Source organism: Rhizobium sp. FG113 (assembly GCF_057809895.1).
The window spans coordinates 304,364-319,775 of record NZ_JBMDKV010000002.1 but is presented as its reverse complement, the minus strand read 5'-3'; the positions used below and the strand labels follow the sequence as shown (position 1 = coordinate 319,775).

The 15,412-nt window shown below is 62.0% G+C and carries 19 protein-coding genes and 1 pseudogene; 9 read left to right on the top strand and 11 right to left on the bottom strand.

Annotated elements, in window-relative coordinates:
• Window positions 1-35: 35 nt before the first annotated feature.
• The 3 genes from ACODTZ_RS08690 to ACODTZ_RS08680 are packed head-to-tail and all read left to right on the top strand — an operon-like array spanning window position 36 to window position 3,839.
• Window positions 36-1,571 carry a di-heme oxidoreductase family protein gene (locus ACODTZ_RS08690; RefSeq protein WP_489025154.1) on the top strand — a complete coding sequence of 512 codons (1,536 nt, stop codon included), beginning with the start codon at window positions 36-38 and terminating at the stop codon, window positions 1,569-1,571.
• The gene (locus ACODTZ_RS08685) at window positions 1,571-2,737 is read left to right on the top strand and encodes an imelysin family protein (RefSeq protein ID WP_489025153.1); all 1,167 of its coding nucleotides are present in this window, start codon (window positions 1,571-1,573) and stop codon (window positions 2,735-2,737) included. The genes ACODTZ_RS08690 and ACODTZ_RS08685 overlap by 1 nt, the downstream gene beginning before the upstream one ends.
• Window positions 2,738-2,741: 4 nt before the next feature.
• Window positions 2,742-3,839: a DUF1513 domain-containing protein gene (locus ACODTZ_RS08680; protein ID WP_489025151.1), complete on the top strand. Its 1,098-nt coding sequence runs from the start codon at window positions 2,742-2,744 to the stop codon at window positions 3,837-3,839.
• Here ACODTZ_RS08680 and ACODTZ_RS08675 read toward each other — a convergent pair.
• The gene (locus tag ACODTZ_RS08675) at window positions 3,825-4,901 is read right to left on the bottom strand and encodes a DUF2252 family protein (RefSeq protein WP_489025149.1); all 1,077 of its coding nucleotides are present in this window, start codon (window positions 4,899-4,901) and stop codon (window positions 3,825-3,827) included. The genes ACODTZ_RS08680 and ACODTZ_RS08675 overlap by 15 nt on opposite strands.
• A gap of 137 nt (window positions 4,902-5,038) precedes the next feature.
• Between ACODTZ_RS08675 and ACODTZ_RS08670 the strand changes: the two genes are divergently transcribed.
• Both ACODTZ_RS08670 and ACODTZ_RS08665 read left to right on the top strand, forming a co-directional pair.
• Window positions 5,039-5,491: a TspO/MBR family protein gene (locus ACODTZ_RS08670; RefSeq protein WP_489025148.1), complete on the top strand. Its 453-nt coding sequence runs from the start codon at window positions 5,039-5,041 to the stop codon at window positions 5,489-5,491.
• Window positions 5,492-5,502: 11 nt separating this feature from the next.
• Window positions 5,503-6,135: a nucleotidyltransferase domain-containing protein gene (locus ACODTZ_RS08665; RefSeq protein ID WP_489025146.1), complete on the top strand. Its 633-nt coding sequence runs from the start codon at window positions 5,503-5,505 to the stop codon at window positions 6,133-6,135.
• Here the strand turns inward: ACODTZ_RS08665 and ACODTZ_RS08660 are convergent.
• Window positions 6,132-6,593, bottom strand: coding sequence for a GNAT family N-acetyltransferase (locus ACODTZ_RS08660; protein WP_489025145.1), 462 nt, complete (start codon window positions 6,591-6,593; stop codon window positions 6,132-6,134). The genes ACODTZ_RS08665 and ACODTZ_RS08660 overlap by 4 nt on opposite strands.
• A 142-nt stretch (window positions 6,594-6,735) precedes the next feature.
• On the opposite strand from ACODTZ_RS08660, the gene ACODTZ_RS08655 reads away from it, so the two are divergent.
• From ACODTZ_RS08655 to ACODTZ_RS08640, 4 genes are all read left to right on the top strand, one after another.
• Window positions 6,736-7,185 (top strand): PaaI family thioesterase, encoded by a 450-nt coding sequence (locus tag ACODTZ_RS08655; RefSeq protein ID WP_026283151.1) that lies wholly within the window; start codon window positions 6,736-6,738, stop codon window positions 7,183-7,185.
• Complete coding sequence (locus ACODTZ_RS08650; protein WP_489025143.1) at window positions 7,182-7,820, top strand: 5'-methylthioadenosine/S-adenosylhomocysteine nucleosidase; 639 nt, start codon at window positions 7,182-7,184, stop codon at window positions 7,818-7,820. The genes ACODTZ_RS08655 and ACODTZ_RS08650 overlap by 4 nt, the downstream gene beginning before the upstream one ends.
• A gap of 124 nt (window positions 7,821-7,944) precedes the next feature.
• On the top strand, window positions 7,945-9,507 hold the full coding sequence (gene guaA, locus ACODTZ_RS08645) for a glutamine-hydrolyzing GMP synthase (protein WP_489025141.1): 1,563 nt from the start codon (window positions 7,945-7,947) through the stop codon (window positions 9,505-9,507).
• Window positions 9,508-9,825: 318 nt separating this feature from the next.
• A complete protein-coding gene (locus tag ACODTZ_RS08640) occupies window positions 9,826-11,082 on the top strand; it encodes a tyrosine-type recombinase/integrase (RefSeq protein WP_099503732.1) in 1,257 nt (418 codons plus the stop codon).
• Here ACODTZ_RS08640 and ACODTZ_RS08635 read toward each other — a convergent pair.
• From ACODTZ_RS08635 to ACODTZ_RS08595, 9 genes and pseudogenes are all read right to left on the bottom strand, one after another.
• Window positions 11,072-11,341, bottom strand: a complete 270-nt coding sequence (locus ACODTZ_RS08635; RefSeq protein ID WP_099503730.1) for a helix-turn-helix transcriptional regulator — start codon at window positions 11,339-11,341, stop codon at window positions 11,072-11,074. The two genes, ACODTZ_RS08640 and ACODTZ_RS08635, sit on opposite strands and share 11 nt — an antisense overlap.
• 440 nt (window positions 11,342-11,781) lie before the next feature.
• A pseudogene (locus ACODTZ_RS08630) lies at window positions 11,782-12,219 on the bottom strand (peptide-methionine (S)-S-oxide reductase); the annotation flags it as partial.
• Window positions 12,220-12,270: 51 nt separating this feature from the next.
• On the bottom strand, window positions 12,271-12,837 hold the full coding sequence (locus tag ACODTZ_RS08625) for an alpha/beta fold hydrolase (protein WP_266282153.1): 567 nt from the start codon (window positions 12,835-12,837) through the stop codon (window positions 12,271-12,273).
• Complete coding sequence (locus ACODTZ_RS08620; RefSeq protein WP_489025139.1) at window positions 12,803-13,132, bottom strand: alpha/beta fold hydrolase; 330 nt, start codon at window positions 13,130-13,132, stop codon at window positions 12,803-12,805. The genes ACODTZ_RS08625 and ACODTZ_RS08620 overlap by 35 nt, the downstream gene beginning before the upstream one ends.
• 28 nt (window positions 13,133-13,160) lie before the next feature.
• Complete coding sequence (locus ACODTZ_RS08615) at window positions 13,161-13,661, bottom strand: Dps family protein (RefSeq protein WP_099503724.1); 501 nt, start codon at window positions 13,659-13,661, stop codon at window positions 13,161-13,163.
• A 190-nt stretch (window positions 13,662-13,851) separates the two neighbouring features.
• Window positions 13,852-14,118 carry a hypothetical protein gene (locus ACODTZ_RS08610; RefSeq protein ID WP_058193713.1) on the bottom strand — a complete coding sequence of 89 codons (267 nt, stop codon included), beginning with the start codon at window positions 14,116-14,118 and terminating at the stop codon, window positions 13,852-13,854.
• A gap of 172 nt (window positions 14,119-14,290) precedes the next feature.
• Entirely contained in the window at window positions 14,291-14,572 is a 282-nt protein-coding gene (locus tag ACODTZ_RS08605; RefSeq protein WP_058193715.1) for a DUF427 domain-containing protein, read from the bottom strand.
• A 56-nt stretch (window positions 14,573-14,628) separates the two neighbouring features.
• Window positions 14,629-14,901, bottom strand: a complete 273-nt coding sequence (grxC, locus tag ACODTZ_RS08600; RefSeq protein WP_058193717.1) for a glutaredoxin 3 — start codon at window positions 14,899-14,901, stop codon at window positions 14,629-14,631.
• A gap of 141 nt (window positions 14,902-15,042) precedes the next feature.
• Window positions 15,043-15,402: a response regulator gene (locus ACODTZ_RS08595; protein WP_200969033.1), complete on the bottom strand. Its 360-nt coding sequence runs from the start codon at window positions 15,400-15,402 to the stop codon at window positions 15,043-15,045.
• Between the last annotated feature and the right edge of the window lie 10 nt (window positions 15,403-15,412).

Genomic DNA, 15,412 nt, shown 5'->3' with positions numbered 1-15,412 from the left:
GGCCGCTTCGCTATCGAGGCGGCCCGAACTCCGAAATGTCGCCTTTCCCGGCCCGTCGTCTTCTCTTCAGCGCAACCATCTGCGCCACGATCGCCGGCCTTTCCGCCGCCCTTGCGGATAATTTCGACCTTCCCACGAAGCGCACCGATCTCACCGAAGCAGACGCCAAGCGCGTCGCCGACGTGACGCGGCCGACCACCGACTTCTCCAAGGCCGAGCAATACGAGGCCATGCAGGCGGGCGGCGCGACGTCGATCGATCCGGTGACGAAGAATTCCTTCTCGCATATCTCCGCGAACATTCCCTTCGAGGAGGAGCAGCCGTTCAAGCTCGGCAATGCGCTCTTCAAGAAGCTCTGGGTCTCCGCCCCTTCCTCGACGCAAGCCTCCGACGGGCTGGGGCCGCTGTTCAACGCGCGCTCCTGCATGAACTGCCATCTCAACGACGGGCGCGGCAAGCCGGAGCCCGACGCCAGCACCAGCTCGATGTTTCTCAGACTGGCGCGGACGGCCAAGACGCACGACGAGGAGCGCGCCGTCGCCAATGCCGAGACCATCAACTTCCCCGATCCCGTCTACGGCCACCAGCTGCAGGACCGCGCGGTACCCGGCCTTCCTGCCGAGGGGAAGATGGCGGTCAGCTACACCGAAGAGCCGGTGACGCTCGCAGGTGGCGAGACCGTATCCTTGCGGCGGCCGCTCTACGCAATCGACAGCCTTGGCTACGGCCCGCTCGACCCGTCAACGACGATCTCGCCGCGCGTGGCGCCGGCGATGATCGGGCTGGGGCTGATCGAGGCCATTCCCGAGGCCGATATCCTCGCGCATGCGGATCCCGACGACAAGGACGGGGACGGCATTCGCGGCAAGGCGGCGATCGTGCGCGATCACCGCACCGGAAAGATCGCGCTCGGCCGCTTCGGCTGGAAGGCGCAGAACGCCAGCGTGCGCGACCAGAGCGCCGATGCGTTCCTGAACGACATCGGCATCTCCACTCCTGACCAGCCCGACCCGCATGGCGATTGCACCGAGGCGCAGGCCAAGTGCAAGGCGATGCCAACAGGCGTGCAGAAGCGGCTCGGAAACGAGGAAGCGCCGGGGCCGATCCTCGACCTCGTGACCTTCTATTCCGCCAATCTGGCCGTGCCGGCGCGGCGCAAGGCGAGCTTTCCGGAGACACTGAAGGGCAAGCAGGTTTTCTACGAAAGCGGCTGCACGGCCTGCCATGTTCCGAAGTTCGTGACGCGTCGCGACAGCCTCGACAAGGCGCAGTCCTTCCAGCTGATCTGGCCCTATTCCGACTTCCTGCTGCACGACATGGGCGATGGGCTGGCGGACGGACAACAGGTTGGACTTGCAAGCGGACGTGAATGGCGCACGCCGCCACTATGGGGTATAGGTCTCACCAAGACTGTCAGCGGACATAGCTTTTTCCTTCATGACGGCCGGGCCAGAAACCTCACCGAGGCCATTCTCTGGCACGGCGGCGAAGCACAAAAGTCGCGCGACGCATTTGCCTCCCTGCCTGCGGATAACAGGCAGGCACTGATTACGTTTTTGGAGTCTCTTTGATGCGCCTTTGGTACCCTCTGGTTCTCTCGCTTGCCCTTGCCTCCAATGCCGTGGCGCAGACGGCCGCTCCGCAGGCGGGCCAGGCGGCCGCACCGGCGGGCCAGACTGCTGCGCCCGAGGCCCAGGCTGGCCAGGCTGCCGCTCCGGCCGGATTGAACGAGGATGCCGTGCCTGCCGTGATGCAGCGCGCGGTCGACGAGGTGATCCGCCCGGGTTACCGCAATGCCCAGCAGTCCGCGGCGCGGCTGACCACGGCGATGAAGGATCTTTGCGACAAGGGCACGCCCGCCAGCCTCGACAAGGCGAAGTCGGCCTTTGACGACATCATCCGCTACTGGTCGGCGATCGAAATGGTGCAGGTCGGCCCCGTCATCCAGGATAATCTCTTCGAACACATCCTGTTCTACCCGGATCGCAAGGGCGTGGGTCTCAGGCAGGTGCAGACGCTGATCGCCAAGGCGGATCCCAAGGATACGACGGTCGATGCGATCGCCTCCAAGAGTGTTGCCCTGCAGGGTCTGACGGCGCTTGAATACGTGCTCTATGGGACGGGATCGGAAGACCTCACCAATCAAAAGAGCGGTTTCCGCTGCCTATATGGCGCGGCCGTTGCCGGCAACATCCAGCGCGAGGCGGCCGAGGTGGTCGCCGCCTGGGAGAAGCCTGACGGCATCCAGGCGAGCTGGAAACATCCGGGTCCGCAAAGCGCCGATTTCATGGACAACAAGGAAGCCGTGACCGCGCTTCTCGGCACTCTCGTGCACGGTGCCGAGAATGTCCGCGATCAGCGCCTCGAGCAATTCTACAAGGGCAAGGACACGACGCCGCGCCCGAAGATGGCGATCTACTGGCGCTCCAAGAACACCTGGAAGTCGATGACATCCAATCTGGAGGGGCTGCGCAACCTTTGGCAGAAAGCCGAGATGGCCGACCTGCTTCCATCAGACAAGAAGCCCGTCGCCGACGCGATCGACGCCAAGCTGAAGTCGCTTCTGGAAACGGTGCCCAAGCTCAACCCCGATATCGAGGTCGCCACCAGCGACGCCGAAAAGGCAAAGCTCGACCAGCTCCTGGTCGACACGCGCGACCTCGTGACCATGATCAGCGACAATTATGGCGCCGCGATCGGCCTTTCGGCCGGCTTCTCCTTCTCCGACGGCGATTGAGCCGATGATCAGGAGTGCCGCGATCGACCGGCGCAGCTTCGTCAAGGCGGCCGGGCTGACCTTCCTGGCGGCCCTTCAGCCGCGGGCGCTGATGGCGCTCGAGCGCGCCGACGCCGTCTATGCCTCGGGCGTGCGGCAGGCCAATGGATCCTTCGCGGTCGCGACCGTTTCAGAGCGCGGCGAGATCATCGATCAGGTGGCGCTGCCGGCGCGCTCGCACGGCATGGCCTTCAGCGCCGCCACCGGCAAGACCGTCGCCTTCGCGCGGCGGCCGGGCACCTATGCGATGATCTTCGACCCGCACGGAAAAACCAAGCCGATCGTGATCACGGCCGCCGAGAACCGGCATTTCTACGGCCACGGCGCGTTTTCGCCTGATGGGCGCATCCTTTACGCCAGCGAGAACGATTTCGACGGCAATCGCGGCATGATCGGCCTCTACGACGCCACCGACCGCTTCGAGCGGATCGGCGAGTTCGAGACCTATGGCGTCGGTCCGCACGACATGACCGTCAGCGACGACGGGCACACGCTCATCATTGCCAATGGCGGGATCGAGACGCATCCGGATTTCGGCCGCACCAAGCTCAACCTCGGCAACATGCAGCCCTCGCTGACGCTCGTGGATGCGGAAACCGGCGCCCTGATCGAGAAGCACACGCTGCCCGCCGAATGGGCGCAGGTCTCGACGCGGCATGTCGATGTCGACGACAGCGGCCGCATCTGGTTCGCCTGCCAGTATGAAGGCCGCCGCAACGATCTGCCGCCGCTGGTCGGCTCCTTCGCCAAGGGCGAGGATCTGCGCTTCGTCGATCTGCCTGAGGAGACCACACGCCGGCTCGCCAACTATGTCGGCGCCATCGCCGTCAACCGCAAGGACGGGCTGGTGGGCGTGACCTCACCCAAGGGCGGGGCTTCGGTGACGATCGATGCCATAAGCGGCCGGGTGCTGCGCGAGGAGATCGTGCCCGAGGCGGCCGGCATCGCGTCCGCAAGCACCGGCTTTGCCGTTTCCTCCTACGACGGCGATTTCCTTGGTCAGCGCAGCAGCGTGGCCTGGGACCAGCACATCGTCAGGATCGCACCCTCACGACGCGTGTGACCATGTTTTCTGCTCGGCGCCGATCTGCGCTGCCGCAGCCTTCGCGTCTTCCACCAGCCAGCCCGGCTTGCGCGCCTTGAGGTCGCGCAGGATCGCGTCAACGGCCGCGGGGTCGTTGGCGTGGCAATTGCCGATCTCGAAGCCCATCAGGTCAAGCATATCCGGCGACAGCAGCAAATCGGAATTGCCGTCGATCTCGATCTTGGTGCTGCTCGGCGACAGCCGCCGCACCAGAACCGAGCTGATCAGCCGGTAGTGCGGATCGGGAGAGCGCATCTGACCTGTCGCAATCTCGACGGCATGGATGGCGCGATCATCGGGCGCGTGGGCGAGCGACCAGGCCGATTGCAGCATGGCCTTGGCCTCGCGCAACACCGGCCCGCCCCGCCAATCCGTGTAAGCGATGAAACGCGGACGCCCGAGGCTGCCGGTGCCCGCGGTGCGCGGCTTTGGAGCGTAAGCGGCATGGCCCGACGGCAAGGACGCGTCGAGCGCTTCGGCATAGGCCGATGGTGCCGGTTTTTCGCCCGGCGCAAGGCTCGCGAATTTATCCCAGAACGCGCGGCGCTCGCTATCGGGCAGGGTCAGCGCCTTGCGCAGCCATTTGTGATCGCGCTCGAGAATGATGGGCATGGGCGTCTGCAGCGCCCTCAGATAGCCCGTCAGCACCGAAGCCGCGATCGTCTGCGCCGGCGGGCCGCCCTCGGTGACTGCCAGGAGCGCGCTTGCCGTCAGCCGGATGAGATCGAGCGCGTAAGGCATAAAGGCTGCGTCGTCGAAATCATTGGCGCCCCAGACGAGGCGTCCCTCGACATCGCGCCAGGTGCCGAAGTTTTCGAGATGCGTATCACCGATCGCCAGAACCTTTGGCGCGGCGGCAGCGTCAGGACAGATATCGAGAATGGTTTCTGAAAAGCGCCAATAGGTGGCGCGCAGGAATGAAAAGCTGCTTGATCGCATCTTCATGTGCTTGCGCAGAAGATCGCTTTCGACCAGATCGGCCCCGAGTTGGCCGCGAAGCCAACTTTCGTAGGCCTGTGTGGACTGCACGATGCCGGCCATTTCGAAGCACTCCAATTTCCTGCTTCGCCAAGCATATCCCGAAGCGCATGACGGGCAATCGGGATCATTGCACGATCATTTGAATCGTATGCGATATGGCTCTGGCGAGGCGACGCCCGCGCCCTATCTCCGCCCGCATGAGCAAAGCCCTGACCTACATCATCTTCGTTGCGATCGTGCTTGGCGGCGGTCTCGTGATCGGCGTCAACAATCTTCCGGGCGAATGGTATCAATCGCTTGCCAAGCCGCCCTTCAACCCGCCGAACTGGGTGTTCGGGCCGGCCTGGACCATTCTCTACGTGCTGATCGGGCTTGCCGGCGCGCGGACCTGGATGCGCGGGCATCTCTCGGTGGGCATGCTGATCTGGGCGGGACAGATGGTGGCGAATTTTCTCTGGTCGCCGTTCTTCTTCGGCATGCAGGTGCCGACGGTGGCGTTGATCGTGATCCTCGCACTGCTGGCGCTAATCATCGCCTTCATCGTCAACCGCTGGAATGCCGACCGGGTCGCCGCGCTGCTCTTCCTGCCCTACCTCGCCTGGGTTTCCTTCGCGACGCTGCTCAACGCCTCGATCGTCTATCTCAACTGAGATTGCCCTCGATGCCGCGCCCCGCTAACACGGGCCGCATGGAGACACGGCCGATCCCCGATCACGGCGCATGGGACGCCTGGCAGCCCACGGAACTCGCCTTGCGGCTCACCGGCATTGCGAAGCCATGGTGCGTGGTCGGCGGCTGGGCGCTCGATCTCTGGCATGGAGAGAAGACACGCGATCACGAAGATCTGGAGTTCACGGTGCTGCGCGGCGATGTCGCGATGTTTCGCGCGGCACTCGGCGACATAGATTTTTACGCCGTCGGCAGCGGTGTGGTCTCGCCTCTGCCGAATGACGCTGCGCCGCCCGCCGAGATCGCGCAAATATGGTGTCACGATCTCGCCGCCGGCTGCTGGCGCGTCGACATGATGATCGAGGAGGGAACGGCCGATCGCTGGGTCTACAAGCGCGATCCCTCGATTGCGTTTCCCCGCGCCGAGATGATCGCCACCACCGTCGACGGCATACCCTATCTCAGGGCGGCCGGCGTGCTGTTGTTCAAGGCAAAATACCTGCGCGACAAGGACGAGATGGACTTTGCCAAGGCGCTGCCGAAGCTTGGCCCCTCCGAGCGCGACTGGCTGAAGGCCACGCTGGGGCAAGCGCACCCCGGCCACGCCTGGCTGGACCGACTCTAGAGAAATTTCTCCATGCGGAAATTGGTGAGGCGCTGGCCGCGTTTCTCGACGCTCTGGCGGGCGATGACGCTGAAGCCTCGACGCTCGAAGAAGGGCCGCGCGGTGAGGCTTGCCTCGGTGAAAATGCGGCCGATGCGTTGCCGTCTCGCCTCCTCCTCGACCGTTGAGAGCAACAGGCTGGCGACGCCGATGCCCTGATGGGCGGGATGGACGAACATCATGTCGAGATGGCCGTCGGGCTCGAGATCGGAAAAGCCGATTGCGCGTCCCGCATGCTCGGCGATGAAGGTTGGCCGGCTGGCGCGGCGTTTCGCCCAGGCGGCGCGATCCTCGACCTTGGCCCAGGCTTCGATTTCGGCCGGGCTGTAATCGCGGGACGCCACCTCGCGGATCGCCGCCAGAAAGATCGCGATCGTGTCGTCGCAATCATCCGCCGTGTAACGCCTCACCTGCAGCATGCCGACACCTCCGCTTCATCTCAACCCCGATCTAGCACGACCTGCCGCCGCCGTTGAGTGCACAATCGTACCGGCTGCGATCCATTGCGCTTGTGTGGCGCGGCGACGCATGGCACTTTCCGGCTCGCACGAGGGCAGACAGATGACCAATACCGATAGCGGCGATTTCCGCGATCGCATCCAGACCAATTTTTCGCGCCAGGCGGCGCTGCACACGATCGGCGCCGAACTCACCCGCGTGGAGCGGGCGATGGTGGAGATCGAGCTGCCGTTCGACGTGAAGCTGACGCAGCAGCACGGCATCCTGCATGCCGGCATCATCTCGGCCGTGCTGGATTCGGCCTGCGGCTTTGCCGCCTACAGCGTCATCGACCCCGACGCCTCGGTGCTGACGATCGAATTCAAGGTCAATCTGCTGTCACCAGGGCGCGGCGAGCGCTTCCTGTTTCGCGGCGAGATCACCAAGCCCGGTACCAATATCATCGTCGCCGACGGGCGCGGCTACGCCATCAGCGACGGCCCGGCCAAGCTGATCGCCTCGATGACCAGCACCATGATGATCATACGCGGCAGAGAGGGCATTACTGGATGACGTTCGAACTGAAATCGGTCGCGGGAAAATCCATCCTGTTCGTGATGGCCGCCGAGGCCGAGTACGGCCCCTTCCTGCGCTCGCGCTTCGAGCCGCTGATGACCGGTGTTGGCCCGGTCGAAGCCGCCGTGGTGTTGACGCGGACGCTGGCAGACCTCGACCACGCCGGAGACCTGCCGCAGCTCGTGGTATCTCTCGGTTCGGCCGGCTCCGCAAAGCTCGAGCAGACGGCGGTCTATCAGGTGACGTCGGTTTCCTATCGCGACATGGACGCCTCGCCGCTCGGTTTCGAGAAGGGGCGCACGCCGTTTCTCGACCTGCCTGCCGTCATCGACCTGCCGCTGCGCATCCCCGGCGTCGCGGAAGCGACCTTGTCGACCGGCGGCAATGTGGTCTCGGGCGCTGCCTATTCTTCCATCGATGCCGACATGGTCGACATGGAGACCTTCGCCATCCTGCGCGCCTGCCAGGCCTACAATCTGCCGCTGATCGGCCTGCGCGGGATTTCCGACGGCGTCGAGGAGCTGCAGCACATCTCCGGCTGGACCGAATATCTGCATGTGATCGACCGCAAGCTATCGGATGCCACCGACAGCCTGTTCACCGCGCTGGAAGATGGGGTATTCTGGTTCTAGCGCTTTCGACGCCCAAGAAAACCAGCTCCAGGCCCTGCGAAAGCGGGACAATCGATGCAATAAAATCCCGCGGCGGCGGATTTCCCGCATTGCAAGACCGGGTGCTTTTCATTAAAGGCTCGCCATGACCCAGACAGCACATCCCGACAGCGTTCTCATCGTCGATTTCGGCAGCCAGGTAACCCAGCTGATCGCGCGCCGCGTGCGCGAAGCGGGCGTCTACTGCGAGATCGTTCCCTTCCAGTCCGCCGAAGAAGGCTTCAAGAGCCTGAAGCCGAAAGCCGTGATCCTGTCCGGCAGCCCGGCCTCGACGGTCGATGAGGGTTCGCCCCGCGCGCCCCAGATCATCTTCGACAGCGGCCTTCCCGTTTTCGGCATCTGCTACGGCCAGCAGACGATGTGCATGCAGCTCGGCGGCAAGGTCGAGAGCGGCCATCACCGCGAATTCGGCCGCGCCTTCCTCGAAGTCGACGAAGACAGCGCATTGTTCGAAGGCCTCTGGTCCAAGGGCTCGCGCCACCAGGTCTGGATGAGCCATGGCGACCGCGTCACGGCGCTCCCCGAAGGCTTCAAGGTCGTAGCGACCTCGCCGAACGCGCCTTACGCCTTCATCGCCGACGAGAAGCGCAAATATTACGGCGTGCAGTTCCACCCCGAGGTGGTCCACACGCCCGATGGCGCCAAGCTGATCGGCAACTTCATTCACAACATCGCCGGCATCAAGGGCGACTGGTCGATGTCTGCCTACCGCCAGAAGGCGGTCGAGGAAATCCGCAAGCAGGTCGGCAACAAGCGCGTGCTCTGCGCGCTGTCCGGCGGCGTCGACAGCTCGGTCGCGGCTCTGCTGATCCACGAGGCGATCGGCGACAAGCTCACCTGCGTGCTCGTCGACCACGGCTTGATGCGCAAGGACGAGGCGGCCAATGTCGTCGCCATGTTCCGCGAACACTACAATCTGCACCTGATCCACGTCGACGCGGCCGACAAGTTCATCGGCGAGCTCGAAGGGGTTTCCGACCCGGAGACCAAGCGCAAGATCATCGGCCGCCTGTTCATCGAGACCTTCGAGGAAGAGGCCAAGAAGCTCGGCGGCGCCGATTTCCTCGGCCAGGGCACGCTCTATCCCGACGTCATCGAAAGCGTTTCCTTCACCGGCGGCCCGTCGGTGACGATCAAGTCGCACCACAATGTCGGCGGCCTGCCTGAGCGTATGAACATGCAGCTCGTCGAGCCGCTGCGCGAACTCTTCAAGGACGAAGTGCGCGTGCTCGGCAAGGAGCTCGGCCTGCCGGACAGCTTCATCGGCCGCCACCCCTTCCCCGGCCCCGGCCTCGCGATCCGCTGCCCGGGTGGCATCACCCGCGAAAAGCTGGAGATTCTGCGCGAAGCCGACGCCATCTATCTCGACGAAATCCGCAAGGCCGGTCTCTACGACGCGATCTGGCAGGCTTTCGCCGTGCTGCTCCCAGTCCAGACCGTCGGCGTCATGGGCGACGGCCGCACCTACGAATTCGTCTGCGCCCTGCGCGCCGTCACCTCCGTCGACGGCATGACGGCGGATTTCTACCACTACGACATGGAATTCCTCGGCCGCGCCGCCACCCGCATCATCAACGAAGTGCGTGGGATCAATCGCGTGGTCTACGATGTGACCAGCAAGCCGCCGGGCACGATCGAGTGGGAATGATTTTTGCCCCTCCGGCAGTATCCGATTGTACGCCAGGGTACGGCATAAGTATCTGAATAACAAAGATAAAACTGTCATCGTCTATCGCCATCTATCGAGGGACAGTGCTCCGGTTTGACGGTATAGTGGACGGTATGGGGGAACTTGTTCGGTTAGAGATTTCGCTATACCGTCATGGCCAAGAGAGCTGCTGACGGTATAGTTTTTGGCCTTAAGGCATTGAAAGAGCGAATGAAATTCACTTTCAGTGACCCCAGTTTTGGGCTGACGGTATAATCGGTGCCTCTCTGCTGTTTTTGGACAGATTTGGAGGTCTCCATGCTCACGGACACAGCGATTAAGGCGCTGAAAGCACAGAAGAAATTGTACAAGGTGAGTGACCGTGACGGTATGTATGTCGTGGTCCAGCCGTCCGGGGCGATCGTGTTTCGGTACGACTATCGACTCAACGGACGGCGCGAGACGCTGACGCTCGGCCGATATGGCCCTGACGGCCTCTCACTTGCCAGGGCTCGCGAGAAGCTGATCGATGCGAAGCGGGCCATTTCAGAGGGGCGGTCGCCTGCTCAAGAGAAGCAGCATGACAAGCGGCGACTGAAGGAGGCGAAGCGATTCGGCGAGTTCGGCGAAAAGTGGTTCCAGGAGTCGCGCATGGCGGACAGCACGCGGGCTATGCGGCGCTCCATCTACGAGCGCGACATTCTGCCGACATTCCGAAACAGGCTCCTAACGGAGATCACGCCGGACGATCTCCGTATGATGTGTGGGAAAGTGAAGGATCGCGGCGCTCCAGCCACGGCCGTCCATGTGCGCGATATCGTGAAGCTGATCTTTGCATTCGCCATCCTGCATGGCGAGAAGGTCGCCAACCCAGCGGATGAGGTTGGGCCTGCGTCCATCGCGACCTTCGTGCCGAAGGATCGGTCCCTATCGCCCGCGGAGATCCGCGTCATGCTCGGTCAGCTTGAGCATGTGCCGACACTGCCGACCATACGGTTGGGAATGAAGCTTTTCCTCCTGACGATGGTCAGGAAGAGCGAGCTCCAGGATGCCACCTGGGATGAGGTCGATTTTGAGAACGCCGTCTGGTCGATACCCAAGGAAAGAATGAAGCGGTCGAAGGCACACAACGTCTACCTGTCTCAGCAGGCCATCGACATCTTCATCGCGTTGAAAACCTGCGCCGGCAATTCGCGCTATGTCCTTCCGTCGCGATATGACGCTGACGCGCCAATGTCGCGGGCGACGTTCAACCGGATCACGACCGCCGTGGTCGCTAGAGCGAAAAAGGAGGGGCTGCCACTTGAGCCCTTCACTGTTCACGATCTTCGACGCACCGGGTCCACTTTGTTGAACGAACTCGGCTTCAACAGCGACTGGATCGAGAAGTGCTTGGCGCATGAGGACGGACGGTCCTCGCGTGGCGTCTACAACAAGGCGGAGTATGAGCACCAGCGCCGGCATATGATGCAGGAGTGGTCCAACCTGGTGGACGCTTGGGTCGCGGGTCGGAAGTATGTGCCGACCCTGCTCCCGGCCACGATGGAGCTGCTTGAGCTCGAGCCTAGTGTTTGACAGGCCGAGAGCGGCGCAATCTCACGTCGGGGCTTGGAGCGCGTTCGATAGCATTGGCCCGAGAGGCACGGCGTCGAGCGTCAAGCCAAGCTTCGACTTCTGCCAGATCCCAGACGACGCAACGCGAGGTGAGATAGAAGCGCTGCGGGAATTCTCCTCGCTGCTCCATGTCGTAGATTGTGCTGTCGGCAAGCGGCACGATCTCTCGTAGCTGATGCCGGCGAATTGTCCTGCGGGCGACATGCGGCGCAACGCTCATACCGTATCTCCACTTCTTTACTCTTGTGGAGATAGAAGGCGATAGATCTTCCGATTTGAAGCCGCCGCGTGAAGGGATGCGGTAATATCGGGCTATAGCGTGCACATCGGACGGGCCGTCTCAACGGGCAAGTGCCATCTAGGAGTGTCGGCTGACCCTTGGGTTCTTGTTTGAAGCGCCGTCATCCGTGGAATAGCAGCCCGATGAAAGCCGCGACTCACTTCAAAATCCGCCGTAGAAATACGTGTCGGTTCGAATCCGACCGCCCGCACCATCTACCCAAAGCGGCACCCTAAATGGGTGATGAGAGACGTTGTCTCGTAAGGAACCCCGTTCCCGATCGCCGCCTAAGTCCTCCGCTGCCCGGAAAGCTGATTGACTGCATCCTACAGACAGTTGGGATATGAGATCGCGACCTGCACGACAGCCCAATTATTCATTCATCGCGGCAACGCGATCTCCGAAAAATGCTTCCGGATGAAATCCAGCTTTGGATCGATGTAGCGCTGGCAGAAGGGCCTGCTTGGATCGGTGCGATAATAGTTCTGATAGCGCTCGTCCGAAGCTTTGAAACCCTTGAACGGGAGCACCAGAGTGTGGACAGCCTTGTCTGTTTCAGCGGCAAACTGCGCGATTGCCTTCTCGGCTTCTATCCGCTGACCGACTTCAAAGACATAGATGGCGCTTCGATATTTTCCGCGCGGTGAGCGAGCTCTTGTGGCGGAGTGCGTCCTTAGATGCACTTCGGCGAGCGTGGCCAATCCAATAGCCGCAGGGTCGAAACTTACGACCACACCTTCGGCCCACGTGTCGGCCGGCGTTTCTGATTGCAGAAAGCCCTGATCGACTTGGGAGACGCCTCGCAGCGCCTGAAAGACGCCCTCGGTGCACTAGTGGCATCCGCCGCCGAAGCCGACTTTCTCCATTCATCAGCTCCTATGCAGTCGGGTGATCCCGGCCGCCGCCGGCGCGGGCGATAAGCTGCCGAGGAACGAGATGATCCGCGGCGCCACTTGGTCGGCCATTTCGACGTGGGGATAATGGCCGGCACCTTCCACGATCATTGTCTCGGCATGCAGCCGGCTTGCTAGGTTCTGAGCTTCCTCGACCGGGTTTGGGAAGTCCGGATCCTTCGTCCCCATCACAACAAGCGCGCGAACGGCGCTGTCATCTAGAATGGCGGCCGTGTCGGCTTTCGAAAGCGAGAGCATCGTCAGCAGCGCCTGCATCCGTCCCGGCTCTCTGAGATTTCGAGCGATGGCCGACTTGATCGCCTCGTGGTCAAAAGCTCGCTTCGTTGGATAGAGGCTGCTCCAGTATGTCGTCCAAAACCACGTCCGCCATGGCCCGGCGAACCCTATCGAAAGGACGAGCTTCTGGACGCTCGTCAGTGGAAGGTCTCGGACTATCGGACCGAGGAGCACGACACTGCGGACCAGGTCCGGACTCTCTCTCGCCGCCCTATAGAGCTGACCCGGCCGCGAAAGAGTTGCCAGTGATGGTGGCAGGGCCTGCGCCCAAGCGTCTCACGATAGAGATTGCGTCCAGGCCCACTGACCGGGCGGAGTAGTCAGTCCATCGCGCTGACGTTTCGCCGAATCCCCGCACATCCATCGTGACGACGCGGAATTCTGCCTGCTTTAGGTCGGGCCCTAGGAGCCGATATTCGGATCGCAGATCGCCCATCCCTGGAATGCACAGCACGATGTGCCCCGGACCGCCGGTGTCGTCGCAGGCGATACGGCCGCTGTCGACCTCGATGTACTCGGTGCGGACAAGAGACGAGGCCATCGAGTTTCCCTTCCCGTGAGATCGAGCTTCAGGCTGGTCGACCGACTTCGAACAAGAACCAGGCGCGTCGCTCCGCCTCGTCGGTCCAGGTGTCGATCAGGCCGGAAGTTGCGTTGTCCTTGGCTTTGTCCGCCACGTCCTTGGCGCGACGCAGTGACTCCACCATGTGTAGGTTGTCAGCGCGCAGCTCAGCGAGCATGTCCTGCGGCGTCACGAAATCCGCGTCGTTGTCCTTGATCGTTTGATGGCGAGCGATATCGCCGATCGATCGTAGCGTGGTGTTACCCGTCTTCCGGGCGCGCTCTGCGATCGCGTCAGTGGCAGCGAGTATCTCGGCCGCCTGCTCGTCGAGGAGCAGGTGATAATCCCTGAAATATGGCCCGGAGACGTGCCAATGGAAGTTCTTCGTTTTCAGGTAAATAGCATAGCTGTTCGCCAAGATGATCTTGAGAGCATCGGCGACAGTCATGGCCGCGCTTTCGTCGAGGTCAGATGGCGTCGGAGCGGGTGCGGAACTAGATTTCGTCATCGCTAGGACTTCCTCGATTGAATATTCTGCGGGATATCAGCGTCGTGCCTCCTCTGACGCTGCGGTGTAGAAGAAGGATTTACTGAATGATCCCGTCCAATAAATCGTCGCTATAGTTTCGATATCCTTGGTGGAGCCGAAAGGCGCTGCTGAAATTCGATGCCTAGGGACGCTGCGAGCGCCTTGTTCTTCAGGCGTCCGGTCGATAGCTCAGAACGAACGCTACAACCTTATCCGCCGACATCTCACACGGCTTGAGCGACGCCTTCCCGGAAGAGACGCGATAAAGATTGAAGCTGATAAGGTCTGAGCCTGCCAACTCCCGGGCGAAAAGACTGTTCCGTCGTCCATCCTTCGATCGACGCACGGTCACGCCGAACCGTCGACCGTCGTAGATGCCTTCGCTGTAACCTTCCGGCAGTTCCTTGAAGGCCGCATCAAACTTTGCCCGCTCCATCCGACCCCACCACACTCATCTGAAGGACGGTTTGAACCCCGTTGTTTCCCTAACGGCCAACGAGTCCAGAGTCAGCCGACCGCGCTCAGACTTCTAATGTCGGCCAAGCGTCATCCGCACGTTATCATCCCAAAGAAACCCAGCTTTGTGAGCGTTGGAAAATGACCGACCGCTACGCAACATCCACGCCTTTCCAGAAAGCAAAGTAGCCTCTAATCGCTTCAGCGCTGGCCGTTGGGTCAGGATAGGTCCAAGCGGCATTTAGGTTGCGCTCGCCGCCTACACGAATGTGGAAATAGTGGGCGGATCCCTTCACAGGGCAGACCGAAGTCTGCTCACTCCGTTCGAGCCGGCTGTGGTCGACGTCTTTGGGCGGGAAATAGTGATTGCCGTCGACGACTACCGTTTCGTCGCTCGTAGCGATGGTGGCGTCTTTCCAAATTGCTGAGACCATAAAAACCTCCTGTGTCGCCTATCGCCCTCGGGCCGGCAGGCCGAGGCGAAGCCCAGTCAGTTCGCGGGCGCCCCGCCCGCAAGAAGCTTGTCCAGTTCGCCATCGGCATCGAGCCGGGCGAGATCGTCGGAGCCACCGACGTGCGTTCCGTTGATGAAGATTTGGGGCACGGTGCTGCGGCCCGACGCCTTGATCATCGTCTTTCGGTGTGCCGGGTCGGACTCGATGTCGTGCTCGGTCCACTGCACGCCTTTTTCAGTGAGAAGTGCCTTCGCGCGACGGCAGAACGGGCACCAGCTCGTGGTGTAAAGGAGGATGTCTGGTTTCATTTCCTCGTCTCCGATCGTTCATGTGTGGGGTTGCGGCCGATGCTTGGGGGACGTCGACCTCTGCGAAGGTGTAGGCATGGGACCGAGCGGCGGGCTCAAGGGTTTCGGTTTCGAAAGTCCGATTGCGGATGAGTTGGGCCATCACGCTGCCATCCTTCGGACCGTGTCTAAGACGCGGTCCCGGCGATAAGGCTTTTGAAAGAAGACGATGTCCTGCGGCACGACCGCTGCTTCCGGCCACGGCCTGCCGGACGTGATGATGATCTGGATGGCGGGCCAGCGCTCGCGAATGCGGATGGCGAGCATGATTCCATCGATGCCGCCGGGCATGTTCACATCAGTGAAGACGACACGGATGTCGAGCCGATCTTGCAAAGTTACGAGCGCATCGGACGCATCCGACGCCTGAAGCACTTCGAATCCTGCTTCCTCGATCATGTCCGATGCGAACAGACGAAGGAGTGGCTCGTCTTCGACGACGAGCACCACGGGTTTCACCATTCCACGCATA

What these genes read in the sequence shown, in the direction of transcription:
- ACODTZ_RS08605 (WP_058193715.1), bottom strand. Translation starts at nt 14,572, where the DNA reads ATGGTCTCAGCAATTTGGAAAGACGCCACCATCGCTACGAGCGACGAA.
- ACODTZ_RS08615 (WP_099503724.1), bottom strand. Translation starts at nt 13,661, where the DNA reads ATGACGAAATCTAGTTCCGCACCCGCTCCGACGCCATCTGACCTCGAC.
- ACODTZ_RS08635 (WP_099503730.1), bottom strand. Translation starts at nt 11,341, where the DNA reads ATGAGCGTTGCGCCGCATGTCGCCCGCAGGACAATTCGCCGGCATCAG.
- ACODTZ_RS08660 (WP_489025145.1), bottom strand. Translation starts at nt 6,593, where the DNA reads ATGCTGCAGGTGAGGCGTTACACGGCGGATGATTGCGACGACACGATC.
- ACODTZ_RS08665 (WP_489025146.1), top strand. Translation starts at nt 5,503, where the DNA reads ATGCCGCGCCCCGCTAACACGGGCCGCATGGAGACACGGCCGATCCCC.
- ACODTZ_RS08640 (WP_099503732.1), top strand. Translation starts at nt 9,826, where the DNA reads ATGCTCACGGACACAGCGATTAAGGCGCTGAAAGCACAGAAGAAATTG.
- ACODTZ_RS08690 (WP_489025154.1), top strand. Translation starts at nt 36, where the DNA reads ATGTCGCCTTTCCCGGCCCGTCGTCTTCTCTTCAGCGCAACCATCTGC.
- ACODTZ_RS08685 (WP_489025153.1), top strand. Translation starts at nt 1,571, where the DNA reads ATGCGCCTTTGGTACCCTCTGGTTCTCTCGCTTGCCCTTGCCTCCAAT.
- ACODTZ_RS08675 (WP_489025149.1), bottom strand. Translation starts at nt 4,901, where the DNA reads ATGGCCGGCATCGTGCAGTCCACACAGGCCTACGAAAGTTGGCTTCGC.
- ACODTZ_RS08650 (WP_489025143.1), top strand. Translation starts at nt 7,182, where the DNA reads ATGACGTTCGAACTGAAATCGGTCGCGGGAAAATCCATCCTGTTCGTG.
- guaA (WP_489025141.1), top strand. Translation starts at nt 7,945, where the DNA reads ATGACCCAGACAGCACATCCCGACAGCGTTCTCATCGTCGATTTCGGC.
- ACODTZ_RS08655 (WP_026283151.1), top strand. Translation starts at nt 6,736, where the DNA reads ATGACCAATACCGATAGCGGCGATTTCCGCGATCGCATCCAGACCAAT.
- ACODTZ_RS08610 (WP_058193713.1), bottom strand. Translation starts at nt 14,118, where the DNA reads ATGGAGCGGGCAAAGTTTGATGCGGCCTTCAAGGAACTGCCGGAAGGT.
- grxC (WP_058193717.1), bottom strand. Translation starts at nt 14,901, where the DNA reads ATGAAACCAGACATCCTCCTTTACACCACGAGCTGGTGCCCGTTCTGC.
- ACODTZ_RS08680 (WP_489025151.1), top strand. Translation starts at nt 2,742, where the DNA reads ATGATCAGGAGTGCCGCGATCGACCGGCGCAGCTTCGTCAAGGCGGCC.
- ACODTZ_RS08620 (WP_489025139.1), bottom strand. Translation starts at nt 13,132, where the DNA reads ATGGCCTCGTCTCTTGTCCGCACCGAGTACATCGAGGTCGACAGCGGC.
- ACODTZ_RS08670 (WP_489025148.1), top strand. Translation starts at nt 5,039, where the DNA reads ATGAGCAAAGCCCTGACCTACATCATCTTCGTTGCGATCGTGCTTGGC.
- ACODTZ_RS08595 (WP_200969033.1), bottom strand. Translation starts at nt 15,402, where the DNA reads ATGGTGAAACCCGTGGTGCTCGTCGTCGAAGACGAGCCACTCCTTCGT.